The 19,003-nt window shown below is 70.7% G+C and carries 14 protein-coding genes; 6 read left to right on the top strand and 8 right to left on the bottom strand.

Annotation, left to right across the window (positions count from 1 at the left end):
- The first annotated feature begins 7 nt into the window (after positions 1-7).
- Genes ACIBKX_RS38505 through ACIBKX_RS38495 form a run of 3 tightly spaced genes read left to right on the top strand, consistent with a single transcriptional unit; the run spans position 8 to position 4,677 of the window.
- Positions 8-412: a DUF742 domain-containing protein gene (locus ACIBKX_RS38505; protein WP_363275429.1), complete on the top strand. Its 405-nt coding sequence runs from the start codon at positions 8-10 to the stop codon at positions 410-412.
- A gap of 25 nt (positions 413-437) precedes the next feature.
- Positions 438-4,091 carry a hydantoinase B/oxoprolinase family protein gene (locus tag ACIBKX_RS38500; protein WP_363275428.1) on the top strand — a complete coding sequence of 1,218 codons (3,654 nt, stop codon included), beginning with the start codon at positions 438-440 and terminating at the stop codon, positions 4,089-4,091.
- On the top strand, positions 4,072-4,677 hold the full coding sequence (locus ACIBKX_RS38495; RefSeq protein WP_363275427.1) for an ATP/GTP-binding protein: 606 nt from the start codon (positions 4,072-4,074) through the stop codon (positions 4,675-4,677). Before ACIBKX_RS38500 ends, ACIBKX_RS38495 begins: the two co-directional genes overlap by 20 nt.
- A 153-nt stretch (positions 4,678-4,830) precedes the next feature.
- Here ACIBKX_RS38495 and glpK read toward each other — a convergent pair whose 3' ends face one another.
- The 5 genes from glpK to ACIBKX_RS38470 all read right to left on the bottom strand — a co-directional run bounded on the left by glpK (position 4,831) and on the right by ACIBKX_RS38470 (position 10,098).
- Complete coding sequence (glpK, locus tag ACIBKX_RS38490; protein ID WP_363275426.1) at positions 4,831-6,354, bottom strand: glycerol kinase GlpK; 1,524 nt, start codon at positions 6,352-6,354, stop codon at positions 4,831-4,833.
- Positions 6,355-6,368: 14 nt separating this feature from the next.
- Complete coding sequence (locus ACIBKX_RS38485) at positions 6,369-7,127, bottom strand: MIP/aquaporin family protein (protein ID WP_363275425.1); 759 nt, start codon at positions 7,125-7,127, stop codon at positions 6,369-6,371.
- A gap of 394 nt (positions 7,128-7,521) precedes the next feature.
- Positions 7,522-8,712: a lipid-transfer protein gene (locus tag ACIBKX_RS38480; protein WP_363275424.1), complete on the bottom strand. Its 1,191-nt coding sequence runs from the start codon at positions 8,710-8,712 to the stop codon at positions 7,522-7,524.
- On the bottom strand, positions 8,709-9,134 hold the full coding sequence (locus tag ACIBKX_RS38475; RefSeq protein ID WP_363275525.1) for a zinc ribbon domain-containing protein: 426 nt from the start codon (positions 9,132-9,134) through the stop codon (positions 8,709-8,711). The genes ACIBKX_RS38480 and ACIBKX_RS38475 overlap by 4 nt, the downstream gene beginning before the upstream one ends.
- Positions 9,135-9,246: 112 nt before the next feature.
- Entirely contained in the window at positions 9,247-10,098 is an 852-nt protein-coding gene (locus tag ACIBKX_RS38470; RefSeq protein ID WP_363275423.1) for a M15 family metallopeptidase, read from the bottom strand.
- 94 nt (positions 10,099-10,192) lie between these two features.
- On the opposite strand from ACIBKX_RS38470, the gene ACIBKX_RS38465 reads away from it, so the two are divergent.
- Positions 10,193-10,726 carry an NUDIX domain-containing protein gene (locus ACIBKX_RS38465; RefSeq protein WP_363275422.1) on the top strand — a complete coding sequence of 178 codons (534 nt, stop codon included), beginning with the start codon at positions 10,193-10,195 and terminating at the stop codon, positions 10,724-10,726.
- Positions 10,727-10,738: 12 nt separating this feature from the next.
- On the opposite strand, the gene ACIBKX_RS38460 is transcribed toward ACIBKX_RS38465, so the two are convergent.
- Positions 10,739-13,117 carry a TIM-barrel domain-containing protein gene (locus ACIBKX_RS38460; protein ID WP_363275421.1) on the bottom strand — a complete coding sequence of 793 codons (2,379 nt, stop codon included), beginning with the start codon at positions 13,115-13,117 and terminating at the stop codon, positions 10,739-10,741.
- Between the two features lie 214 nt (positions 13,118-13,331).
- Between ACIBKX_RS38460 and ACIBKX_RS38455 the strand changes: the two genes are divergently transcribed.
- Together ACIBKX_RS38455 and ACIBKX_RS38450 are read left to right on the top strand one after the other, a co-directional pair.
- Positions 13,332-15,314 (top strand): acetoacetate--CoA ligase, encoded by a 1,983-nt coding sequence (locus ACIBKX_RS38455; protein WP_363275420.1) that lies wholly within the window; start codon positions 13,332-13,334, stop codon positions 15,312-15,314.
- Positions 15,315-15,393: 79 nt separating this feature from the next.
- Complete coding sequence (locus ACIBKX_RS38450; RefSeq protein ID WP_363275419.1) at positions 15,394-16,287, top strand: hypothetical protein; 894 nt, start codon at positions 15,394-15,396, stop codon at positions 16,285-16,287.
- Between the two features lie 83 nt (positions 16,288-16,370).
- Here the strand turns inward: ACIBKX_RS38450 and ptsP are convergent, their stop codons facing one another.
- Positions 16,371-18,041 (bottom strand): phosphoenolpyruvate--protein phosphotransferase, encoded by a 1,671-nt coding sequence (gene ptsP, locus ACIBKX_RS38445; protein ID WP_363275418.1) that lies wholly within the window; start codon positions 18,039-18,041, stop codon positions 16,371-16,373.
- Between the two features lie 77 nt (positions 18,042-18,118).
- Positions 18,119-18,568 (bottom strand): PTS glucose transporter subunit IIA, encoded by a 450-nt coding sequence (locus ACIBKX_RS38440; RefSeq protein WP_363275416.1) that lies wholly within the window; start codon positions 18,566-18,568, stop codon positions 18,119-18,121.
- Positions 18,569-19,003: the final 435 nt, after the last annotated feature.

The raw sequence follows: 19,003 nt of genomic DNA, 5'->3' as shown, positions 1-19,003 counted from the left end.
GGAGGGCATGAGCGAAGACGGTCAGGGCACGCAGGACACGCACCGCTGGTTCGACGACGACGCCGGGCCCGTGGTGCGTCCGTACGCCATGACACGCGGCCGCACCACGAGTCCGGCCCAGCACCGCCTGGACCTGATCGCGGTCGTCATCGCCGAGGCACGGGCCGACGACCCGGAGGCCGACCAGACGTTGTCCCCGGAGCATGTGGACATCGTCGGGCTCTGCCGTGACAGCCCGCAGTCGGTCGCCGAACTGGCGGCCGAACTCGACCTCCCCATCGGCGTGATCCGCGTCCTCATCGGCGATCTCGTCGACGAGGAACTGGTGCACGTGACACGTCCCGTACCCCCCGCGGAACTGCCCGACGAGAGTATTCTGCGCGACGTGATCAACGGCCTGCGGGCGCTCTGAACAGCGCGAGAGCGGGGAGTGAGACGTGACTGGCTGGCAGTTCTGGGTCGACAGGGGCGGCACCTTCACGGACATCGTCGCGCGGCGCCCCGACGGCCGGCTCCTGACCCACAAACTCCTGTCGGACAACCCCGCCCGGTACGCCGACGCGGCCGTGGCGGGGATCCGTGAACTCCTCGGTGACGCCTCCGGTTCACCCGTCGACGCGGTCCGCATGGGCACCACCGTCGCCACCAACGCCCTCCTGGAGCGCAAGGGCGAGCCCACCGCCCTCGTCGTCACCCGAGGCTTCGGCGACGCCCAGCGCATCGCCTACCAGAACCGTCCGCACATCTTCGCCCGCGAGATCGTCCTGCCCGAGGCGCTGTACGAGCGGGTCATCGAGGCCGACGAGCGCGTCACCGCCGACGGCGACGTGCTGCGACCGCCCGACCTGGAGAGCCTCGCGGGACCGCTCCAGGAGGCGTACGACGACGGAATCCGCTCCGTGGCCGTCGTCTGCCTGCACAGCCACCTGTACCCGGCACACGAGCGGGCGATCGGTGAACTCGCCGTCCGCACCGGCTTCCCGCAGGTCTCGCTCTCCAGCGAGGTCAGCCCGCTGATGAAGCTGGTCCCGCGCGGCGACACCGCTGTCGTGGACGCGTACCTCTCGCCCGTCCTGCACCGTTACGTCCGGCACGTCGCCGACGAACTCCACGGCGTACGACTGATGTTCATGCAGTCGAACGGCGGCCTCACGGAGGCGGGCCAGTTCCGCGGCAAGGACGCCGTCCTGTCCGGGCCCGCCGGCGGCATCGTCGGCATGGCCCGCATGTCGCAGCGGGCCGGCTTCGACCGGGTCATCGGCTTCGACATGGGCGGCACCTCAACGGACGTGTCGCACTACGCGGGCGGCTACGAACGGGTCTTCACCACGCAGATCGCGGGCGTGCGGCTGCGCGCGCCGATGCTGGACATCCACACCGTCGCCGCGGGCGGCGGCTCCGTGCTGCACTTCGACGGCAGCCGCTACCGCGTGGGCCCCGACTCGGCGGGCGCCTCGCCGGGCCCGGCGAGCTACCGGGGCGGCGGCCCGCTCACGGTCACGGACGCGAACGTGGCACTCGGCCGCGTCCAACCCGCCCATTTCCCGCAGGTGTTCGGCCCCGACGGCGACCAGCCGCTCGACGCGTCACTCGTCCGCGAACGCTTCGCCGAGCTCGCCCGCGACATCACGCAGCGCACCGGCGACGACCGCACCCCGGAGCAGGTCGCCGAGGGCTTCCTGCAGATCGCGGTGGCGAACATCGCGGGCGCCGTCAAACGCATCTCGGTCCAGAAGGGCCACGACGTCACCCGCTACGCCCTGACGACGTTCGGCGGCGCGGGCGGCCAGCACGCCTGCATGGTCGCCGACTCGCTCGGCATCCGCACCGTCCTCGTACCCCCGATGGCCGGTGTGCTCTCCGCGCTCGGCATCGGCCTCGCCGACACCACGGCGATGCGCGAACAGTCCGTGGAGGCCCGCCTGGAGGCGTCCGCGATGCCGCGCGTCCTGAAGACCGCCGACGACCTGGAGAACGCGGCCCGCGCCGAACTCCTCGCCGAGGACGTGCCCGAGGAGCGCATCCGCGTCATGCGCCGCGCCCAACTGCGCTACGACGGCACCGACACGACCCTCACCGTGGACCTCGCCGAACCGGACGCGATGACCCGCGCCTTCGAGGACCGCCACCGCGCCACCTACTCCTTCACCCTGGACCGGCCCGTCGTCGTCGAGGCCCTCTCCGTGGAGGCCACCGGCCTGACCGAGCATCCGGACCTCTCCGCTCTCTCCGGAGAGGCACGCAAGGGCGCCCCGGAGACGGTCCGCCTGCACACGGGCGGCGCCTGGCGCGACGTACTCCTGCACCGCCGTGAAGAGCTGCCGCCCGGCGAGACCGTCACGGGTCCCGCGATCATCACCGAGGCCAGTGCCACGACGGTCGTGGACGACGGCTGGCGGGCCGCCACGACGGCCGAGGGGCACCTGCTCATGGAACGCGTGGCGGAGCCCGAGGGTTCCACCGCGGGCACGGCCGCCGATCCCGTCCTCCTCGAAGTGTTCAACAACCTCTTCATGTCCATCGCCGAACAGATGGGCGCACGCCTGGAGTCCACGGCGCAGTCGGTCAACATCAAGGAGCGGCTCGACTTCTCCTGCGCGCTCTTCGACCCGGACGGCAACCTCGTCGCCAATGCCCCGCACATCCCGGTGCACCTGGGCTCCATGGGGACGAGCGTGAAGGAGGTCATCCGGCGCCGCGGCTCCACCATGCGCCCCGGAGACACGTACGCGGTCAACGACCCGTACCACGGGGGCACGCACCTTCCCGACGTCACGGTCATCACTCCGGTGTTCGACGCACCGGCGGAGGAGGGCACTCCGGAGCAGCACGGCTCTCCGGAGCAGCGGATTCTCTTCTACGTCGCCTCCCGCGGCCACCACGCGGAGATCGGCGGCATTGCCCCCGGCTCCATGCCCGCGAACAGCCGCACCATCGAGGAGGAGGGCATCCTCTTCGACAACTGGCTGCTGGCGGAAGGCGGCAGGTTCCGCGAGGCCGAGACCCTGAGCCTGCTCACCGACTCCGCCTACCCCTCCCGCAACCCCGCCACCAACCTCGCCGACCTGCGCGCCCAGATCGCCGCCAACCAGAAGGGCGTCGACGAAGTCGCCCGCATGATCGAGAACTTCGGGCTCGACGTCGTGCAGGCGTACATGAGGCACGTCCAGGACAACGCCGAAGAAGCGGTACGCCGCGTCATCGACTCCCTGGAAGAGGGCGAGTTCGCTTATCCAACCGACTCGGGAGCCGTCATCCGGGTCCGCGTCTCCGTGGACCGCGAGGCCCGCTCGGCGACCATCGACTTCACCGGTACGTCGCCCCAGCTCGGCACGAACTTCAACGCGCCCTTCGCGGTGGTCAACGCCGCTGTCCTGTACGTCTTCCGCACCCTCGTCGCCGAGGACATCCCGCTCAACGACGGCTGTCTGCGTCCCCTGCGCATCATCGTGCCGCCCGGCTCGCTGCTCGCCCCCGAACCACCGGCGGCGGTCGTCGCCGGGAACGTGGAGACCTCGCAGGCGATCACCGGAGCGCTCTACGGCGCCCTCGGCGTGCAGGCCGAAGGCTCCGGCACGATGAACAACGTCACCTTCGGCAACGACCGCCACCAGTACTACGAGACGGTGGCCTCGGGATCGGGGGCCGGAGACGGCTTCGACGGGGCGTCCGTCGTACAGACCCATATGACCAACTCCCGGCTCACCGACCCCGAAGTGCTCGAATGGCGGCTGCCCGTGCTCCTGGAGGAGTTCGCGGTGCGGCGCGGCAGCGGCGGCGAAGGGCGGTGGCGCGGCGGGGACGGGGCCGTACGGCGCATCCGCTTCCGTGAGCCGATGACCGTGTCCACGCTCTCGCAACACCGCAGGGTCGCGCCCTACGGCATGGCGGGCGGCGGCCCCGGCGCGCTCGGCACCGGCCGGGTGGAGCGCGCCGACGGCGGCGTGACGAAGCTCGACGGAAGCGACTCGGCCGACCTCGCCACCGGCGACGTACTCGTGATCGAAACCCCCGGCGGCGGCGGATACGGACCGGCCCCGCACGACACCACTGATGCAGGAGAAGCGAGCGATGATCTTCAAGCGTTCTGAACGCGGCAAGGCCCCCGTCGAGCCGGTCACGCTGAAGATCCTGGTGGCAGGCGGATTCGGCGTCGGCAAGACGACCCTCGTCGGCGCCGTCAGCGAGATCAAACCGCTGCGCACCGAGGAGTCGCTGAGCGAGGCGGGCCGCCCCGTCGACGACACCAGCAAGGTCTCCGGCAAGCACACCACCACGGTCGCCATGGACTTCGGCCGGATCACGCTCCGCGAGAACCTGGTCCTCTACGTCTTCGGTACCCCCGGCCAGGACCGCTTCTGGTTCCTCTGGGACGAACTGGCCACCGGAGCCCTCGGCGCCGTGGTCCTCGCCGACACCCGCCGCCTTGAGGACTGCTTCGCCGCCGTCGACTACTTCGAGCGGCGCTCCATACCCTTCGTCGTCGGCGTCAACTGCTTCGACGGGGCGACCCGTTACCCCGCCGAGGCCGTGCGTCAGGCGCTCGACCTCGACCCCGAGGTCCCCGTGGTGCTGTGCGACGCCCGCGAGCGGCAGTCCGTCAAGGAAGTCCTCATCGGCGTCGTCCAGCACGCGATGTCGGTGGCCGCCGCGGCCAAGGAGCCCGCGACGACCTGACCAGGGGCGCGCGACGGCCTGACCAGGAGCCCGCGACGACCTGACCAGGAGCCCGCGACGACCTGACCAGGGGCGCGCGACGGCCTGACCGCCCGCGCAGTACCGCGGCCCGTACCCCCGCCGACCGGGGTACGGGCCGCGGCCGTCGTCGGCTCAGCCGGCCGTGCCGTCCTCGTGCCAGCCGAAGCTGCGCTCCACCGCCTTGTGCCAGTTGTGGTACTCGCGCTCGCGTGACTCGGCGTCCATCACCGGCGTCCACTCGACGTCCCGCTGCCAGTGCGCCTTCAACTCGTCGAGGTCGTTCCACACCCCGGTCGCGAGGCCGGCCGCGTACGCGGCACCCAGACACGTCGTCTCCGACACCCGCGGCCGGATCACCGGGACGCCGAGGACATCCGCCTGATGCTGCATCAGCAGATTGTTCTTCGTCATCCCGCCGTCCACCTTCAGGGACCGCAACTGCACCCCGGAGTCCTGGTACATGGCGTCGACGACCTCACGGGTCTGCCAGCTCGTCGCCTCCAGGACGGCCCGGGCGAGGTGCGCCTTGGTCACGTACCGGGTCAGACCGGTGACGACACCGCGCGCGTCCGAGCGCCAATAGGGCGCGAACAGACCGGAGAACGCGGGAACGATGTACGCCCCGCCGTTGTCCTCCACGCTCGCCGCGAGCGGCTCGATCTCGTCCGCGCTGCGGATGATGCCGAGCTGGTCGCGGAACCACTGCACCAGTGCGCCGGTGATCGCGATCGCCCCTTCGAGGCAGTACACGGGCGCCTCGGAGCCGATCTTGTAGCCCATGGTGGTGAGCAGCCCGCTCTTCGAGGGGACGGGCCGGTTACCGGTGTTGAGCAACAGGAAACTGCCGGTCCCGTACGTGTTCTTGGCCGTCCCCGTGTCGTAGCAGGCCTGTCCGAAGATCGCCGCCTGCTGGTCGCCGAGCGCGGAGGCGACCGGCACCCCGGAGAGCTGCCCGACCGCCGTGCCGTACACCTCGGCCGAGGACCTGATCTCCGGCAGGATCGCCTCGGGCACGTTCATCGCGGACAGGATCGACTGGTCCCACTGGAGCGTCGCCAGGTTCATCAGCATGGTGCGCCCGGCATTGGTGACGTCCGTGACGTGTACGCCGCCGTCCGTGCCGCCGGTGAGGTTCCAGATCAGCCAGGAGTCGATGGTGCCGAAGGCTATCTCGCCGCGCTCGGCGCGGGCCCGAAGCCCCGGCACGTTGTCGAGCAGCCAGGCCGCCTTGGGCCCGGAGAAGTAGCTCGCCAGCGGCAGACCGGTCTGCTCACGGAACCGGTCCTGCCCGTCCGAGCCGCCCAGTTCGGTGCAGAGCGCCGAGGTCCGGGTGTCCTGCCAGACGATCGCGTTGTGCACGGGCTTGCCCGTGGCGCGGTCCCACAGGACCGTCGTCTCGCGCTGGTTGGTGATGCCGAGCGCGCTGAGCTGGTCGGCCCGGAGCCCGGCCTTGGCGATCGCCCCCGCCACCACCGCCTGCACCTTGGACCAGATCTCGGTGGCGTCGTGCTCCACCCACCCCGGCTTCGGGAAGATCTGGCGGTGCTCGCGCTGGTCCACGGCGACGATCTCGCCCGCGTGATTGAAGATGATGCAGCGGCTGGAGGTGGTGCCCTGGTCGATGGCGGCGACGAACTTCTCGGAGTTGTCCGGCATGGCTACCCCTTGAGTCAGAAGGCTGCGTTGTAGATGAGACCTGCGAGGGCTCCGCCGATCAGCGGCCCGGCCACGGGGATCCAGGCGTAACTCCAGTCGGATGTGCCCTTGTTCGGGATCGGCAGGAAGGTGTGCACGATGCGCGGCCCCAGGTCACGGGCCGGGTTGATGGCGTAGCCGGTGGGCCCGCCGAGCGAGAGGCCGATGCCGACGACCAGGAAGGAGACGATCAGTACGAGCGTGCCGGACTCGCCGAGGCCCTTGGTCAGGCCGAAGGCGAGGAGCGGAAGCACCAGGCCGACGGTCCCGATGATCTCGGTGATGAGGTTGGCGACCGGGTTACGGATCTCGGGGATGGTGGAGAAGATGCCGAGCGTCGGCGTCGGCGCGTCCACGCTCTCCGCGTCGCTCTTGCCGCTGCCGCGCGGCACATTGGCGTTGAACTGCGCCAGATAGACGAGATACGCCAGGACGGCACCGAGCATGGCGCCGATCATCTGCCCGAGGATGTAGATCCAGACCTTGTCCCATTTCTCCGTGTCGACGGCGATGCCGATGGTGACGGCGGGGTTGAGATGGCCGCCGGAGAGCGGCGCGGCAGTGTAGGCGCCGGCCATCACGCCGAAGCCCCATCCGAAGGCGATGACGATCCATCCGGAGGCTTTCGCCTTCGAATGGTTCAGGGTGACGGCGGCACATACGCCGGCGCCGAACAGAATCAGGATCGCGGTGCCGATGATCTCACCGACGAAGATGTCCCCATTCGAGTACATGGCGGCTCCTAGGCCCTCGCCCGGGGCGATGGGCCCCGGTACTCCGTGCAGGGTGCGTTCCCACGACTACTGCCTGGCTACGCCCAGCGACTTCAGCCGAGGGCAGGAGTGTCCCGCGCCCCGCCCGGCCTCCATGACGAGCGTGCCGTCGCAGCCGAATCGCCCAGGGGGATGACCCGCTGAACAGGCCCTTCGAGCAGGACCTTCGCGCGTACAGGGGCCCTGAGTGGCGCGGAGCCGAAGTGCGGCGATGCCGACTGACACCGGAAGTGTTCACCGGTGGTGATGGAGCGTCAAGGTCGCGGACGGCAACGGTTAACCGGTGCGCCGCCTTCCTCCGTACGATGCCGCCGCCGCCCGGCGGCAGCGGCTCGCGCACCGCCCGGAGCGACGCTCAGCGCACCGCGACGACGGAGGATCCGTGCCCGAAGAGACCTTGGTTCGCGGTGATCCCCGCGCGCGCTCCCGCCACCTGCCTGGCCCCCGCGGTGCCGCGCAACTGCCAGGTCAGCTCGCAGACTTGGGCGATGGCCTGAGCGGGCACGGCCTCTCCGAAGGACGCGAGACCGCCGCTGGGATTGACGGGTATCCGGCCGCCGGGAGCGGTCGCTCCCTCCCGCAGCAGCTTGGCCGCCTCACCCTCACCGCACAGCCCGAGGTCCTCGTACCACTGCAGCTCGAGCGCGGTGGACAGGTCGTACACCTCCGCAAGGGAGAGGTCGCCGGGTCCGATGCCCGCTTCTTCGTACGCGGCTTGCGCGATGGACGCCCGGAACGTGCCGTCGGCAGGCGCCACGGCGGCGGCGGAGTCCGTCGCGATGTCCGGCAGGTCGAGGACCGTGTTCGGATACGTCGGCGTCACCGTGGACACCGCGCGGATGCGCACCGGCCGCTGCGCACCGTGCCGCCGGGCGAAGTCCATGCTGGAGAGCACGAGAGCCGCCGCGCCGTCCGAGGTCGCGCAGATGTCGAGCAGCCGCAGCGGGTCGGCGACCACCGCCGATGCGGCCACTTCCTCCGGAGTGACCGCCTTGCGGTAGCGCGCGTTCGGATTGAGCGCCCCCGCCGCCGCGTTCTTCACCTTGACCTGGGCGAAGTCCTCCAGTGTGTCGCCGTGCACGGCCATCCTGCGACGGGCGTACAGACCGAAGTAGGCCGGGTTCGTGGCACCGAGCACACGGAACCGGAGCCAGTCCGGGTCGTCATGGCGGTCACCGCCCGCGGGCCGGAAGAAGCCCTTCGGGGCGGCGTCCGCGCCGACCACCAGGACGACGTCGGCGAGGCCCGAAAGGATCTGCGCCCGCGCCGTGTTGACCGCCTGGGCTCCCGACGCGCACGCCGCGTACACACTCGCGACCCGCGCCCCCTGCCAGCCCAGCGCCTTCGCGAACGTCGCCCCCGCCACATAGCCGGGATAGCCGCCGCGCACGGTGTCCGCGCCGACGATCGAGCCCACCTCGCGCCAGTCGAGACCGGCGTCGGCGAGCGCGGCACGGGCCGCCGCCGTGCCGTACTCGACGAAACCGCGTCCCCATTTGCCCCACGGGTGCATGCCCGCACCGAGCACCGCCACCTCGCCGCTCATGCGTCCACCCCCACAGGCCGCCAGTACCACGTCGTCCAGGTCGTCTCCGCGTCCTCGTTGAGCACGCCGGGGACGACCTCCACCTCCATGCCGACCTCCAGGTCGGCGACGGTGACGCCGGGAACCGCCTGGCCGAGCACCACCATGCGCTCGTCGGCCAGCTCCACAGCGATCAACGTGTAGGGCCGCCAGGGAAGTTCCGGATCGGACACATAGGGCGCGGGAGGGCGATACCGGCTGTCGGTGTACGACCAGACGCGGCCCCGCCGGGAGAGCGGCACCTCGTCGAGGTCGCCCCCGGCGCAGCCGGGATTGCGGCAGAAGCCGTCCTCGCGGGGGAAGAAGACACAGGTGCATGTCGAGCACCGCGTGCCCAGAAGGCGGAAGCTGTCTCCTTCCCCGGCGAACCAGTCGGCCACCACGGGTGTACGCGTACGAGACAAGGTCCCTCCACGGCACTGGATCTGACGGAACGTCAGAAGTGTGCCACGGGCAACCGGATTCGTCAGCGGTACCGCACCCGCGACTTCCCGCCTACTTGTCGTTCAGCGAACGCCGTGACACGGGGAAGTCGAAGTACGTGTCCGGGAAGAGCTCGGGCTTGTGGGTGAAGTGCCACCACTCCTCGGGCAGGTTCACGAACCCGACCTCGGCCAGCGCGCCCCGCAGCAGATCCCGGTTGGCCCGCTGCTCGCCGGTGATGCGGGGGTCGTCCGTGTGCGAGAGCGTGTCGAAGCAGTCGAAGCCCGTGCCCATGTCCACGGAGTTGTCGGGGAATCGCTCCTCCCGGGGCCCGTAGCAGGGCGTGAGAGGCTCTCCGGGGATGTAGGGGCGGGTCGGCAGGGCCGGCAGCTTCACGACGGTCAGATCGAGCGTGGAGCCACGGCTGTGCCCGGACTTCGCGGCGATGTAACCGTCCTCGAAGAGCCGCGACTTGTCGACATGGGGATAGAACTCCGCCTTCATGCGCTCGTCGCCGAGATCCTCGGCCCAGCGCACGAACTGGTCGACCGCGCGCTGCGGCCGGTAACAGTCGTACACCTTCAGGGAGTAGCCCTTGCGCAGCAGCTTGCGCTGGGCCTTGTGCAGCGCCTTCGCGGCAGGCTCCGTAAGGATGCACATCGGCTTCTTGTAGCCGTCGATGGGCTCGCCCACGAAGTTGTGCGGCGTGAAGTAGCGCATCTCCTGGATGATCGTCGGGTCGACGTCGCGCAACGCCACGAACGCGTCGGGCGCCTTGGGGTCGGGCTTCGCCTGCGCGGGCGTCGCGGTGGCGGCCACGGCCAGGAGGGCGGTGACGGTGACGGCGAGATTCCGCGCCGTGGAGGCAGGTGTGGCGGAGGCGGCCGATGCGGGAGCAAGTGATGCGGGGGCAAGTCCTGTCATGAACCCTGCATCTATCAGGATCCGGACCCCGAGCGGAAGACCGGCACAGGGGGCGAGGGACCGACGCCCCGGAGATTCGGCTACAGTCCGCGGCGTGTCCGCATCCCAGCACCGCGCCAACCCCGCGCCGAACTCCCACTGTTCGAGCTGCGGGACGCCCTACGGAGAGCCGTCGACCGGCTGGCCCCGCACCTGCGCGGAGTGCGGCACGGTGGCGTACCGCAATCCGCTGCCCGTGGCGGTGGCCCTCCAGCCGGTGTACGACACCAAGGGCACCGGGCTCGTCGTCGTGACCCGCACCATCGCGCCCGCGCGCGGGGGAGTGGCCCTCCCCGGAGGCTTCGTCGACGACAGGGAAGACTGGCGGCACGCCGTCGTCAGGGAGCTCAAGGAGGAGACCGGCATCGACGCGGCGAGCCACGACGTCCGCCTCGCCGACGCCCTCAGCGCACCCGACGGCTACCTGCTCCTGTTCGGCCTGCTGCCCGAGCGACCGGCCCCGGAACTGCCCCGCCCGGCCCCGACGGACGAGACGGACGGCTGGCATCTGCTGCACCGCCCGGTCGACCTCGCCTTTCCCCTGCACACACTGGCGGTGCGCGCCTGGTTCGAGGGCCGCTACGTCTGAGCCCGACGGCCCCTACGCCTGACGATCCGGCACACCCCGCACCGTCACCGGCAGCCCCACCTCGCCCGCGGCCTCGCCGTCGCCCCCGTCCCGCTCGACGACCACCCGCCCGTCGGCCCACCGTGTGGTGAACCGCTCGAGATCCGGCTCCCGCCACCCGTCACCCGCGTCCCGGATCACCAGACCACCACCCGTACGCCCCGGGGCCGGCGCCCACACGTCCAGCTCGAGCCCGCCGTCGGCGCCCCGCACGGGCAGCACCGCACCGGCACGCGCGAGCACAGGGATCCGCGAAAGCGGCGCCTCCAGGAGCACCCGCGCAGGGCCCTCGTACGCCTGCCCGGTCGCCGTGTCGTACCACCGGCCCCGCGGCAACCGCACCGTACGGCGCACCGCTCCCTCCTCGAACACCGGCGCCACCAGCAGACAGTCGCCGAGCAGGAACGCGTCCTCGCAGTCACGCAGCCACCGGTCCTCGGGACTGCCCCACCACAGGGGCCGCACATACGGCGCACCCGTACGCCGCGCCAGCTGCGCCAGCGTCACGAAGTACGGCAACAGGCGTTGCCGCTCGACGAGCGCCACGCGCGCGTGCTCCAGTACTTCGGGACCGAACTCCCACGGCTCCCTGCGCCCCGCCCGCAGCGCCGCGTGCGTACGGAAGAGCGGCAGACACGACCCGAGCTGGAACCACCGCAGATACAGCTCGGGCGACGGGCTGCCGTCGAAGCCGCCCACATCGGGACCCGAGTACGGCACCCCGCACAGACCGAGCCCGAGCACCAGGGCGAGCGAGGCCCGCAATCCGGGCCAGCCCGTGGCCACATCCCCCGACCACGTCCCTCCGTAGCGCTGCATTCCCGCCCACCCGGAGCGCGAGAACACGAACGGCCGCTCCTGGGGATGCAGTTCACGCAGCCCCTCGTACCCGGCCCTGGCCATCCCGAGGCCGTACACGTTGTGCGCCTCACGATGGTCGCCGCCACGGCCCTCCAGGGCGTGCCGCGCCGAACGGGGCAGGGTCGGCTCCCCGAACGCGGCGAACGAGACCGGCTCGTTCATGTCGTGCCAGAAACCCGCGAAGCCCTGCGCAAGACGCTCCTTGTAGAGCCCGCCCCACCACGCCCGCACCCGCGCGTCCGTGAAGTCCGGGAACACCGCCTCACCGGGCCACACCACGCCCCGCACCGTGCGCCCTGCGGCATCCCGCACGAAGGCGTCCGTCGTCGTGCCGCTGTCGTACACCTCGTTGCCCCGCTCGGCCTTCACCGCCGGATCGACGATCGACACCAGCCGCACCCCGTCCGCCAGCAACTCGTCGGCCAGCTGCGGCAAATGGGGATAGGTCTCCTTGTCGACGGTGAACACCTGATGCGCGTCGTAGTGGTCGATGTCCAGATGTACGGCGTCCAGCGGCAGCCCCCGCTCCCGATAGCCCGCCACGATCCGCCGCACCTTCCGCTCACCGCCGAACCCCCAGCGGGCATGGTGATGCCCCAGCGCCCACGCGGGCGGCAGCGCGGGCGGCCCCGTCAGCGAGGCCCAGGTGTGCAGCACGCGCGCGGGGGCACCCACCATCACCCAGCACCGCAGCGGCCCGCCCGACATGCGCACCTCGCACGAACCCGCCCGGTCGTGCCCGGACCCCGCACCCTCCTCGCCCTCACGCACCGCCACCGTCCCCTCCCACGAGTTGTCGTGGAAGACCAGATGACAGCCCACGTCGGCCACCACCAGCTGCACCGGCATCGTGATGGACAACGGGCCGTCACCGGGCCCGAACGAACCACCCGGATCGGTGTTCCACAGCCGGTACGTCCCGTCCCGCAGCCGCGGCCCCCGCGCCCGGCCGCCGAGCCCGAAGAACCGCGCGTCCGCCGCCACCTGCGACCGCTGACCCCAGCGCGCCTCGCCCCCGCCCACCGGCTCCCACCAGCGCGGCGGCAGATCGCGGCGGAGCATCAGACCGCCCGGCGTACGCAGCTCGATGGCACCGTGCCGCGAGACGACGACCGTCGCCCGCTCCGACACCACCCGCCAGCCGCCCTCCTTGTCCGGCTCCAGGACCGCCCGGGGATCCGCCTCCGGACTGCCGCTCACCAGCGCGTACGAAGGATCGGGCTCAGCCCCGTCCCAACCCCAGAAGATCGCCCCACCCGTCGTGACCCTGATCCGCAGCTCGGAACGGGCGAACCGGACGACACCGCCGCCCGGCCCGGGCTCGACACCCGTCACCGGACCGGGCACCCGCGCGCGCTCGGCACCCCGGGGGACGCGCCCTGCCGCGTCAGCCCGCCTCATCCGCCAGGAGGACCGCACCGTACGCAACCCCTGCGCCGTACCGACCAAACCGACCGCCTTCATCGAACGCACCAGGTCACGACCGTTCATGCTGCTCACCCTGCCACCGAAGAAGCCGTGTGTGTGGATCGTTCAACTGCCGTTCACCTGGGGTGACGGCACACAGTCGGCTCGCCGACTGTGTGAGGCACACCCTGGTGCCGAAATGGATCACATGGCATCGTCCTTTTCAGCCGTGTCGCGCGCTCGACCAGCACGCGCGCACCACACACGCATACGACGCGTAAAGCCCGGGAGCCGCCCCATGTCCTCAGCGAACCCTTCAGCGCTCTGGCAGCCCGACCAGGAACGGATCGCCGGCGCGCAGGTCACACGCTTCCAGGCGTGGGCCGCCGAGCACTACGGAGCGCCCGCGGAGGGGAGTTACGCGGCGCTGCACCGCTGGTCCGTCGACGAGCTGGACACCTTCTGGAAGGCCGTCACCGACTGGTTCGACGTGCGCTTCTCCACGCCCTACGCGCGCGTGCTCGGCGCCCGCTCGATGCCCGGCGCCGAATGGTTCCCCGGAGCCACGCTCAATTACGCCGAACACGCCCTGCGCGCGGCCGAGGACCCCACCCGCGCGGACGACCCGGCACTGCTGCACGTTGACGAGACCCACGAGCCGGTCCCCGTCAGCTGGGCCGAGCTGCGCCGCCAAGTCGGCTCCCTGGCAGCGGAACTGCGCACCCTCGGCGTACGCCCGGGGGACCGCGTCAGCGGCTACGTCCCCAACATCCCGCAGGCCGTCGTCGCCCTCCTGGCCACCGCGGCCGTCGGCGCCGTCTGGACCTCCTGCGCCCCGGACTTCGGCGCCCGCAGCGTCCTCGACCGCTTCCAGCAGATCGAACCGGTCGTCCTGTTCACCGTCGACGGCTACCGCTACGGAGGCAAGGAACACGACCGCCGCGACACCGTCGCCGAGCTGCGCCGCGAACTGCCCACCCTGCGCGCCGTCGTCCACATCCCGCTCCTCGGCACCGACGCCCCCGAAGGCGCCCTGGAGTGGTCCGCCCTCACCGCCGCGGACACGGCCCCCGTCTTCGAACAGGTCCCCTTCGACCACCCGCTGTGGGTGCTCTACTCGTCCGGTACGACGGGCCTGCCCAAGGCCATCGTCCAGTCCCAGGGCGGCATCCTCGTCGAGCACCTCAAGCAGCTCGGCCTGCACTGCGACCTCGGCCCGGACGACCGCTTCTTCTGGTACACGTCCACCGGCTGGATGATGTGGAACTTCCTCGTCTCCGGCCTGCTCACGGGCACCACGATCGTCCTGTACGACGGCAGCCCCGGCTATCCCGACACCGGCGCCCAGTGGCGCATCGCCGAACGCACCGGAGCCACCCTCTTCGGCACTTCCGCGGCGTACGTCATGGCCTGCCGCAAGGCCGGCGTGCACCCGGCCCGCGACTTCGACCTCTCCCGCGTCCAGTGCGTCGCCACCACGGGATCCCCGCTGCCCCCCGACGGCTTCCGCTGGCTGCACGACGAGTTCGCGGACACTCCGGGCGGCCTGTGGATGGCCTCCGTCAGCGGCGGCACGGACGTCTGCTCCTGCTTCGCGGGAGCCGTACCGACCCTGCCCGTCCACATCGGCGAGCTCCAGGCGCCGGGCCTCGGCACGGACCTCCAGTCCTGGGACCCCCAGGGCAAGCCCCTCGTCGACGAAGTCGGCGAACTCGTCGTCACCAACCCCATGCCGTCCATGCCGATCCACTTCTGGAACGACCCCGACGGCAGCCGCTACCACGACAGTTACTTCGACACCTATCCCGGAGTCTGGCGCCACGGCGACTGGATCACCCTGACCTCGCGCGGCTCCGTCGTCATCCACGGCCGCTCCGACTCCACGCTCAACCGCCAGGGCGTACGCATGGGTTCGGCCGACATCTACGAGGTCGTCGAACGCCTCCCGGAGATCCGCGAGTCCCTCGTCATCGGCGTCGAGGAACCCGAAGGCGGCTACTGGATGCCCCTCTTCGTCCACCTCGCCCCCGGCGCCACCCTCGACGACGACCTGCGCGACCGCGTCAAGCAGTCGATCCGCGCACAGCTCTCCCCGCGCCACGTGCCCGACGAGATCATCGAGGTCCCCGCCATCCCGCACACCCTCACCGGCAAGCGGATCGAGGTCCCGGTCAAGCGCCTGCTGCAGGGCGCCCCGCTGGAGAAGGCGGTCAACCCGGGCTCGGTGGACAACCTGGACCTGCTCCGCTTCTACGAGGAGCTGGCCCGCACACGCGCATGATCAATTCCCGCCCGACCGTCACTGTCAGTGCTGCACGTTACTGTGAGTGAGCATTGATCGACGGATCGCAGGGGGAACCATGAACCGCACGCAGCCCAGCACGATGCGCCGCGCACTGCGCCGCGAAGTCGCCGGAACCATCGGCCTGTTGGCCGACGAGGAGGACTTCGCGGCGATGCGCCGCTACCGCACCTTCACCTTCGACGACCACACGACCTACCTCCGCCAGGCCGAAGGCCTGCTCCGCTCCCTGGCCTCCGCCGGCGGGCACACCACGATCGCGCTCTTCGACCCGGAGGAGTACGAGGAGTACTGCGCCGACACCGGCCTGGAACCGGACACGCCGGCAAGCCGCACCCGATTCACCGCCGAACTGGCCGCCGTCGGACCCACCGTCCCCTACGACGGCCGTCCCCTCGCCGACCTCATCCCCGACCTCGTCGACGAGGCGGTCCGCCAGGCCACCTGGGAGTACGCCACCACGCTCCTCGCCCGCCTGGGAGCGTGCGCGGTCTGCGGCGAGGACATCGGCCGCGCCGCCTTCGACCGCGCGTCGGAACTGCTCGTCCGGCTCCTCGGAGCGGCGGGCCCCGGCACCCGGCACCTGGTCTGCAGCGTGCCCGCCGCACGGGAGACACTCCTCGCCGCACTCCACGTCGACCCGGACGGCACCGGCGCCGCGGCACTCGACGAGACCGAAGCCCTCCAACTGACCACGATCCTCGCCGTCGGCATCGCCACCCACAGCGCGGCGGGCCTGGTCATGCGCACGACCGCCGACGGCAGGCCCGACCGCGTCCAGGGCTGGCGCCTGAACGGCGAACGCCTGCTGCCCCTCACCGCCGCCGAGGTCTTCGACGCCTACTGCACGGACGCCGTCTCCGGCGAGCTCGTCGCCCCGGAATCCGGCGTCGACTACTGCGCGGCCCCACCCATCGGAGACGACCTGCCCGAAGGGGGACACCGGCACTGAACGCGCGAGGGGCGCCCCACCCGGACCGGATGGAACGCCCCTCGCACCGTCATACGGCAGGTCGAACGACCCGCCGCTGTGCCCTACTCGCCGGAGAGCACCGCCTGGGCGGCCTTCCGCGCGTCCTCGGCGCTGTCCGCGGCACGCGCGGCAGCCGCCGCCCGCTCGCACTGCGCCAGCGTGTACTTGCCGAGCGTGGCCCGCACATAAGGAATGGACGCCGCACCCATGGAGAGGGAGGTGACACCCAGACCGGTCAGGACACACGCGAGAAGCGGATCCGACGCGGCCTCACCACACACACCGCAGCTCTTGCCCTCGGCCTTGGCCGCGTCGGCGGACAGCGCGACCAGATCGAGCAGCGCGGGCTGCCACGGGTCCTGAAGCCGCGACACCGCGCCCACCTGACGGTCGGCCGCGAAGGCGTACTGCGCCAGGTCGTTGGTGCCCAGCGACAGGAACTCGACCTCCTGAAGGACGGAGCGCGCCCGCAGGGCGGCCGACGGAATCTCCACCATGGCACCGAACTTGGCCTGCAGCCCCGCCTCGCGGCACGCGTCCGCGAACGCCTTGGCGTCCGCGCGGTCCGCGACCATCGGAGCCATGACCTCCAGGTAGACCGGAAGCCCCTCGGACGCCTTGGCCAGCGCGGTCAGCTGCGTACGCAGCACATCGGGGTGCTCAAGCAGCGAGCGAAGCCCTCGCACACCGAGCGCCGGGTTGGGCTCGTCGGCCGGAGTCAGGAAGTCGAGCGGTTTGTCCGCGCCCGCATCAAGCACCCGCACGACGACCCGGCCCTCGGGGAACGCCTCGAGCACCTTGCGGTACGCCTCGACCTGCTTCTCCTCCGACGGCGCCTTGGTGCTGTCGTCGAGGAACAGGAACTCTGTACGGAACAGACCCACGCCCTCGGCACCGGCCTCGACCGCCGCCGGAACATCGGCGGGCCCGCCGACATTGGCGAGCAGCGGCACCTTGTGACCGTCGGACGTGGCACCCGGACCGGTCGACGCGGCCAGCGCGGCCTTCCGCTCCGCGGCGGCGGCCTCGAGCTGACCCCGCTTCTCCGCACTCGGGTCCACGAAGATCTCACCGGTGCTGCCGTCGACGGCGATCACAGTGCCCTCGGCCAACTCACCCGCACCCGGCAGGGCCACCACGGCGGGCACCCCGAGCGCCCGCGCGAGAATCGCGCTGTGACTGGTCGGCCCGCCCTCCTCGGTGACGAAGCCGAGCACCAGCGCGGGGTCGAGCAGCGCAGTGTCCGCGGGCGCGAGGTCACGCGCGATCAGGACGTAGGGCTCGTCGCTGTCCGGCACACCCGGCATCGGAACGCCGAGCAGCCGCGCGACGATACGGTTCCGCACGTCGTCGAGGTCGGCTACACGACCGGCCATGTACTCACCGGCACCGGCCAGCAGTTCCCGGTAGTGGGAGAACGCGTCGTAGATACCGCGCTCCGCCGTGCTGCCGACGGTGATGCGCCGGTCGACGTCGGACATGAGCTCGGGGTCCTGGGCGATCATGGCCTGCGCCTCGAGCACGTGCTGCGCCTCACCGCCGGCCAGATTGCCGCGCGCAATCAGGTCGGCCGCCACGGCTTCCACGGCCTGGCGGGCGCGCCCCTGTTCGCGCCCGGCCTCCTCCGCGGGAATCTGCTTGGCCGGCGGCTCGAGTACAGCCGTCCCCATGTGCCGAACTTCGCCGATCGCCACACCGTGGCTCACGCCGACGCCTCGCAGCGTTGTCTCCATGTAACCCGTCTCCGATCGAGCGACGGGCCCAGCCGCCGCGGTGGATGTCCTACCTGCCGTCAGGGACGGTGACGACGTCACTTCCAGCTGAAGAGAGCGTCCCCGGCCTTGACGTCACCATCCTGGACTAGACCACTGAGAGACTCGGCAGTGGCCTCCAGTGCCACGATCGGGCACACCGGAGACTTGCCGGCCTCCTCGACGGCAACCGGGTTCCAGCGCACGATGGCCTGCCCGCGCTGCACGGTGTCACCCTTGTTGACGAGCAGCTCGAAGCCCTCGCCATTGAGCTGAACGGTGTCGATGCCCAGGTGCGTCAAGACTCCATGACCCTGGTCGTCCACGACGACAAAGGCATGGGGGTGAAGCGAGACGACGATGCCGTCGACGGGGGCGACGGCCTCCGAGGGCTCACGCACGGGGTCGATGGCCGTACCGGGCCCGACCATGGCACCGGAGAAGACGGGATCCGGTACTGCGGTGAGCCCGATGGCGCGTCCTGCAAGCGGTGACGTCACGCTGGTCATGGGTGCCTCCCAGGGGGTGGAGATTCGTAGCCGCCGTCACTGCCTGTCCTGGACGACGCACTGTTCAGAAGAGTAAGTCATACAAAGTCCCGGTTCCGCGCGAGAGGTCCCGGTTGACTGACTTGGGGCACTGCACAAACGATTTGCGCCCGCCCAAGGCCCGATGTACAGTCGGACTCCTGCCTGAGGCAAGCGACGCGGTCAAGCGTCCAAGCCTCGGCGGCATCTATCAAGTCAGATCCTAATCCTTGGGTCCTGTTCTGCGTGCTCGCAGACGAGTGGTCAGGGAGTCGAAAAAGACCTGGTAGTGTTTGCAACCGCCGCGAAGGGAAACGCAAAAGCCGAAAGGCTGGTGCGGGAACCGGAAAGGCACCGAGGAAATCGGACACGAAAGAGTCTGATAGAGTCGGAAACGCAAGAACAGCAAGAACAAAA

This window comes from Streptomyces sp. NPDC050658 (assembly GCF_044457025.1).
In the GTDB taxonomy this organism is placed as follows: Bacteria; Actinomycetota; Actinomycetes; order Streptomycetales; family Streptomycetaceae; genus Streptomyces.
The sequence above is the reverse complement of the archived record's forward strand: the minus strand, read 5'-3'. Positions and strand labels throughout refer to the sequence as shown.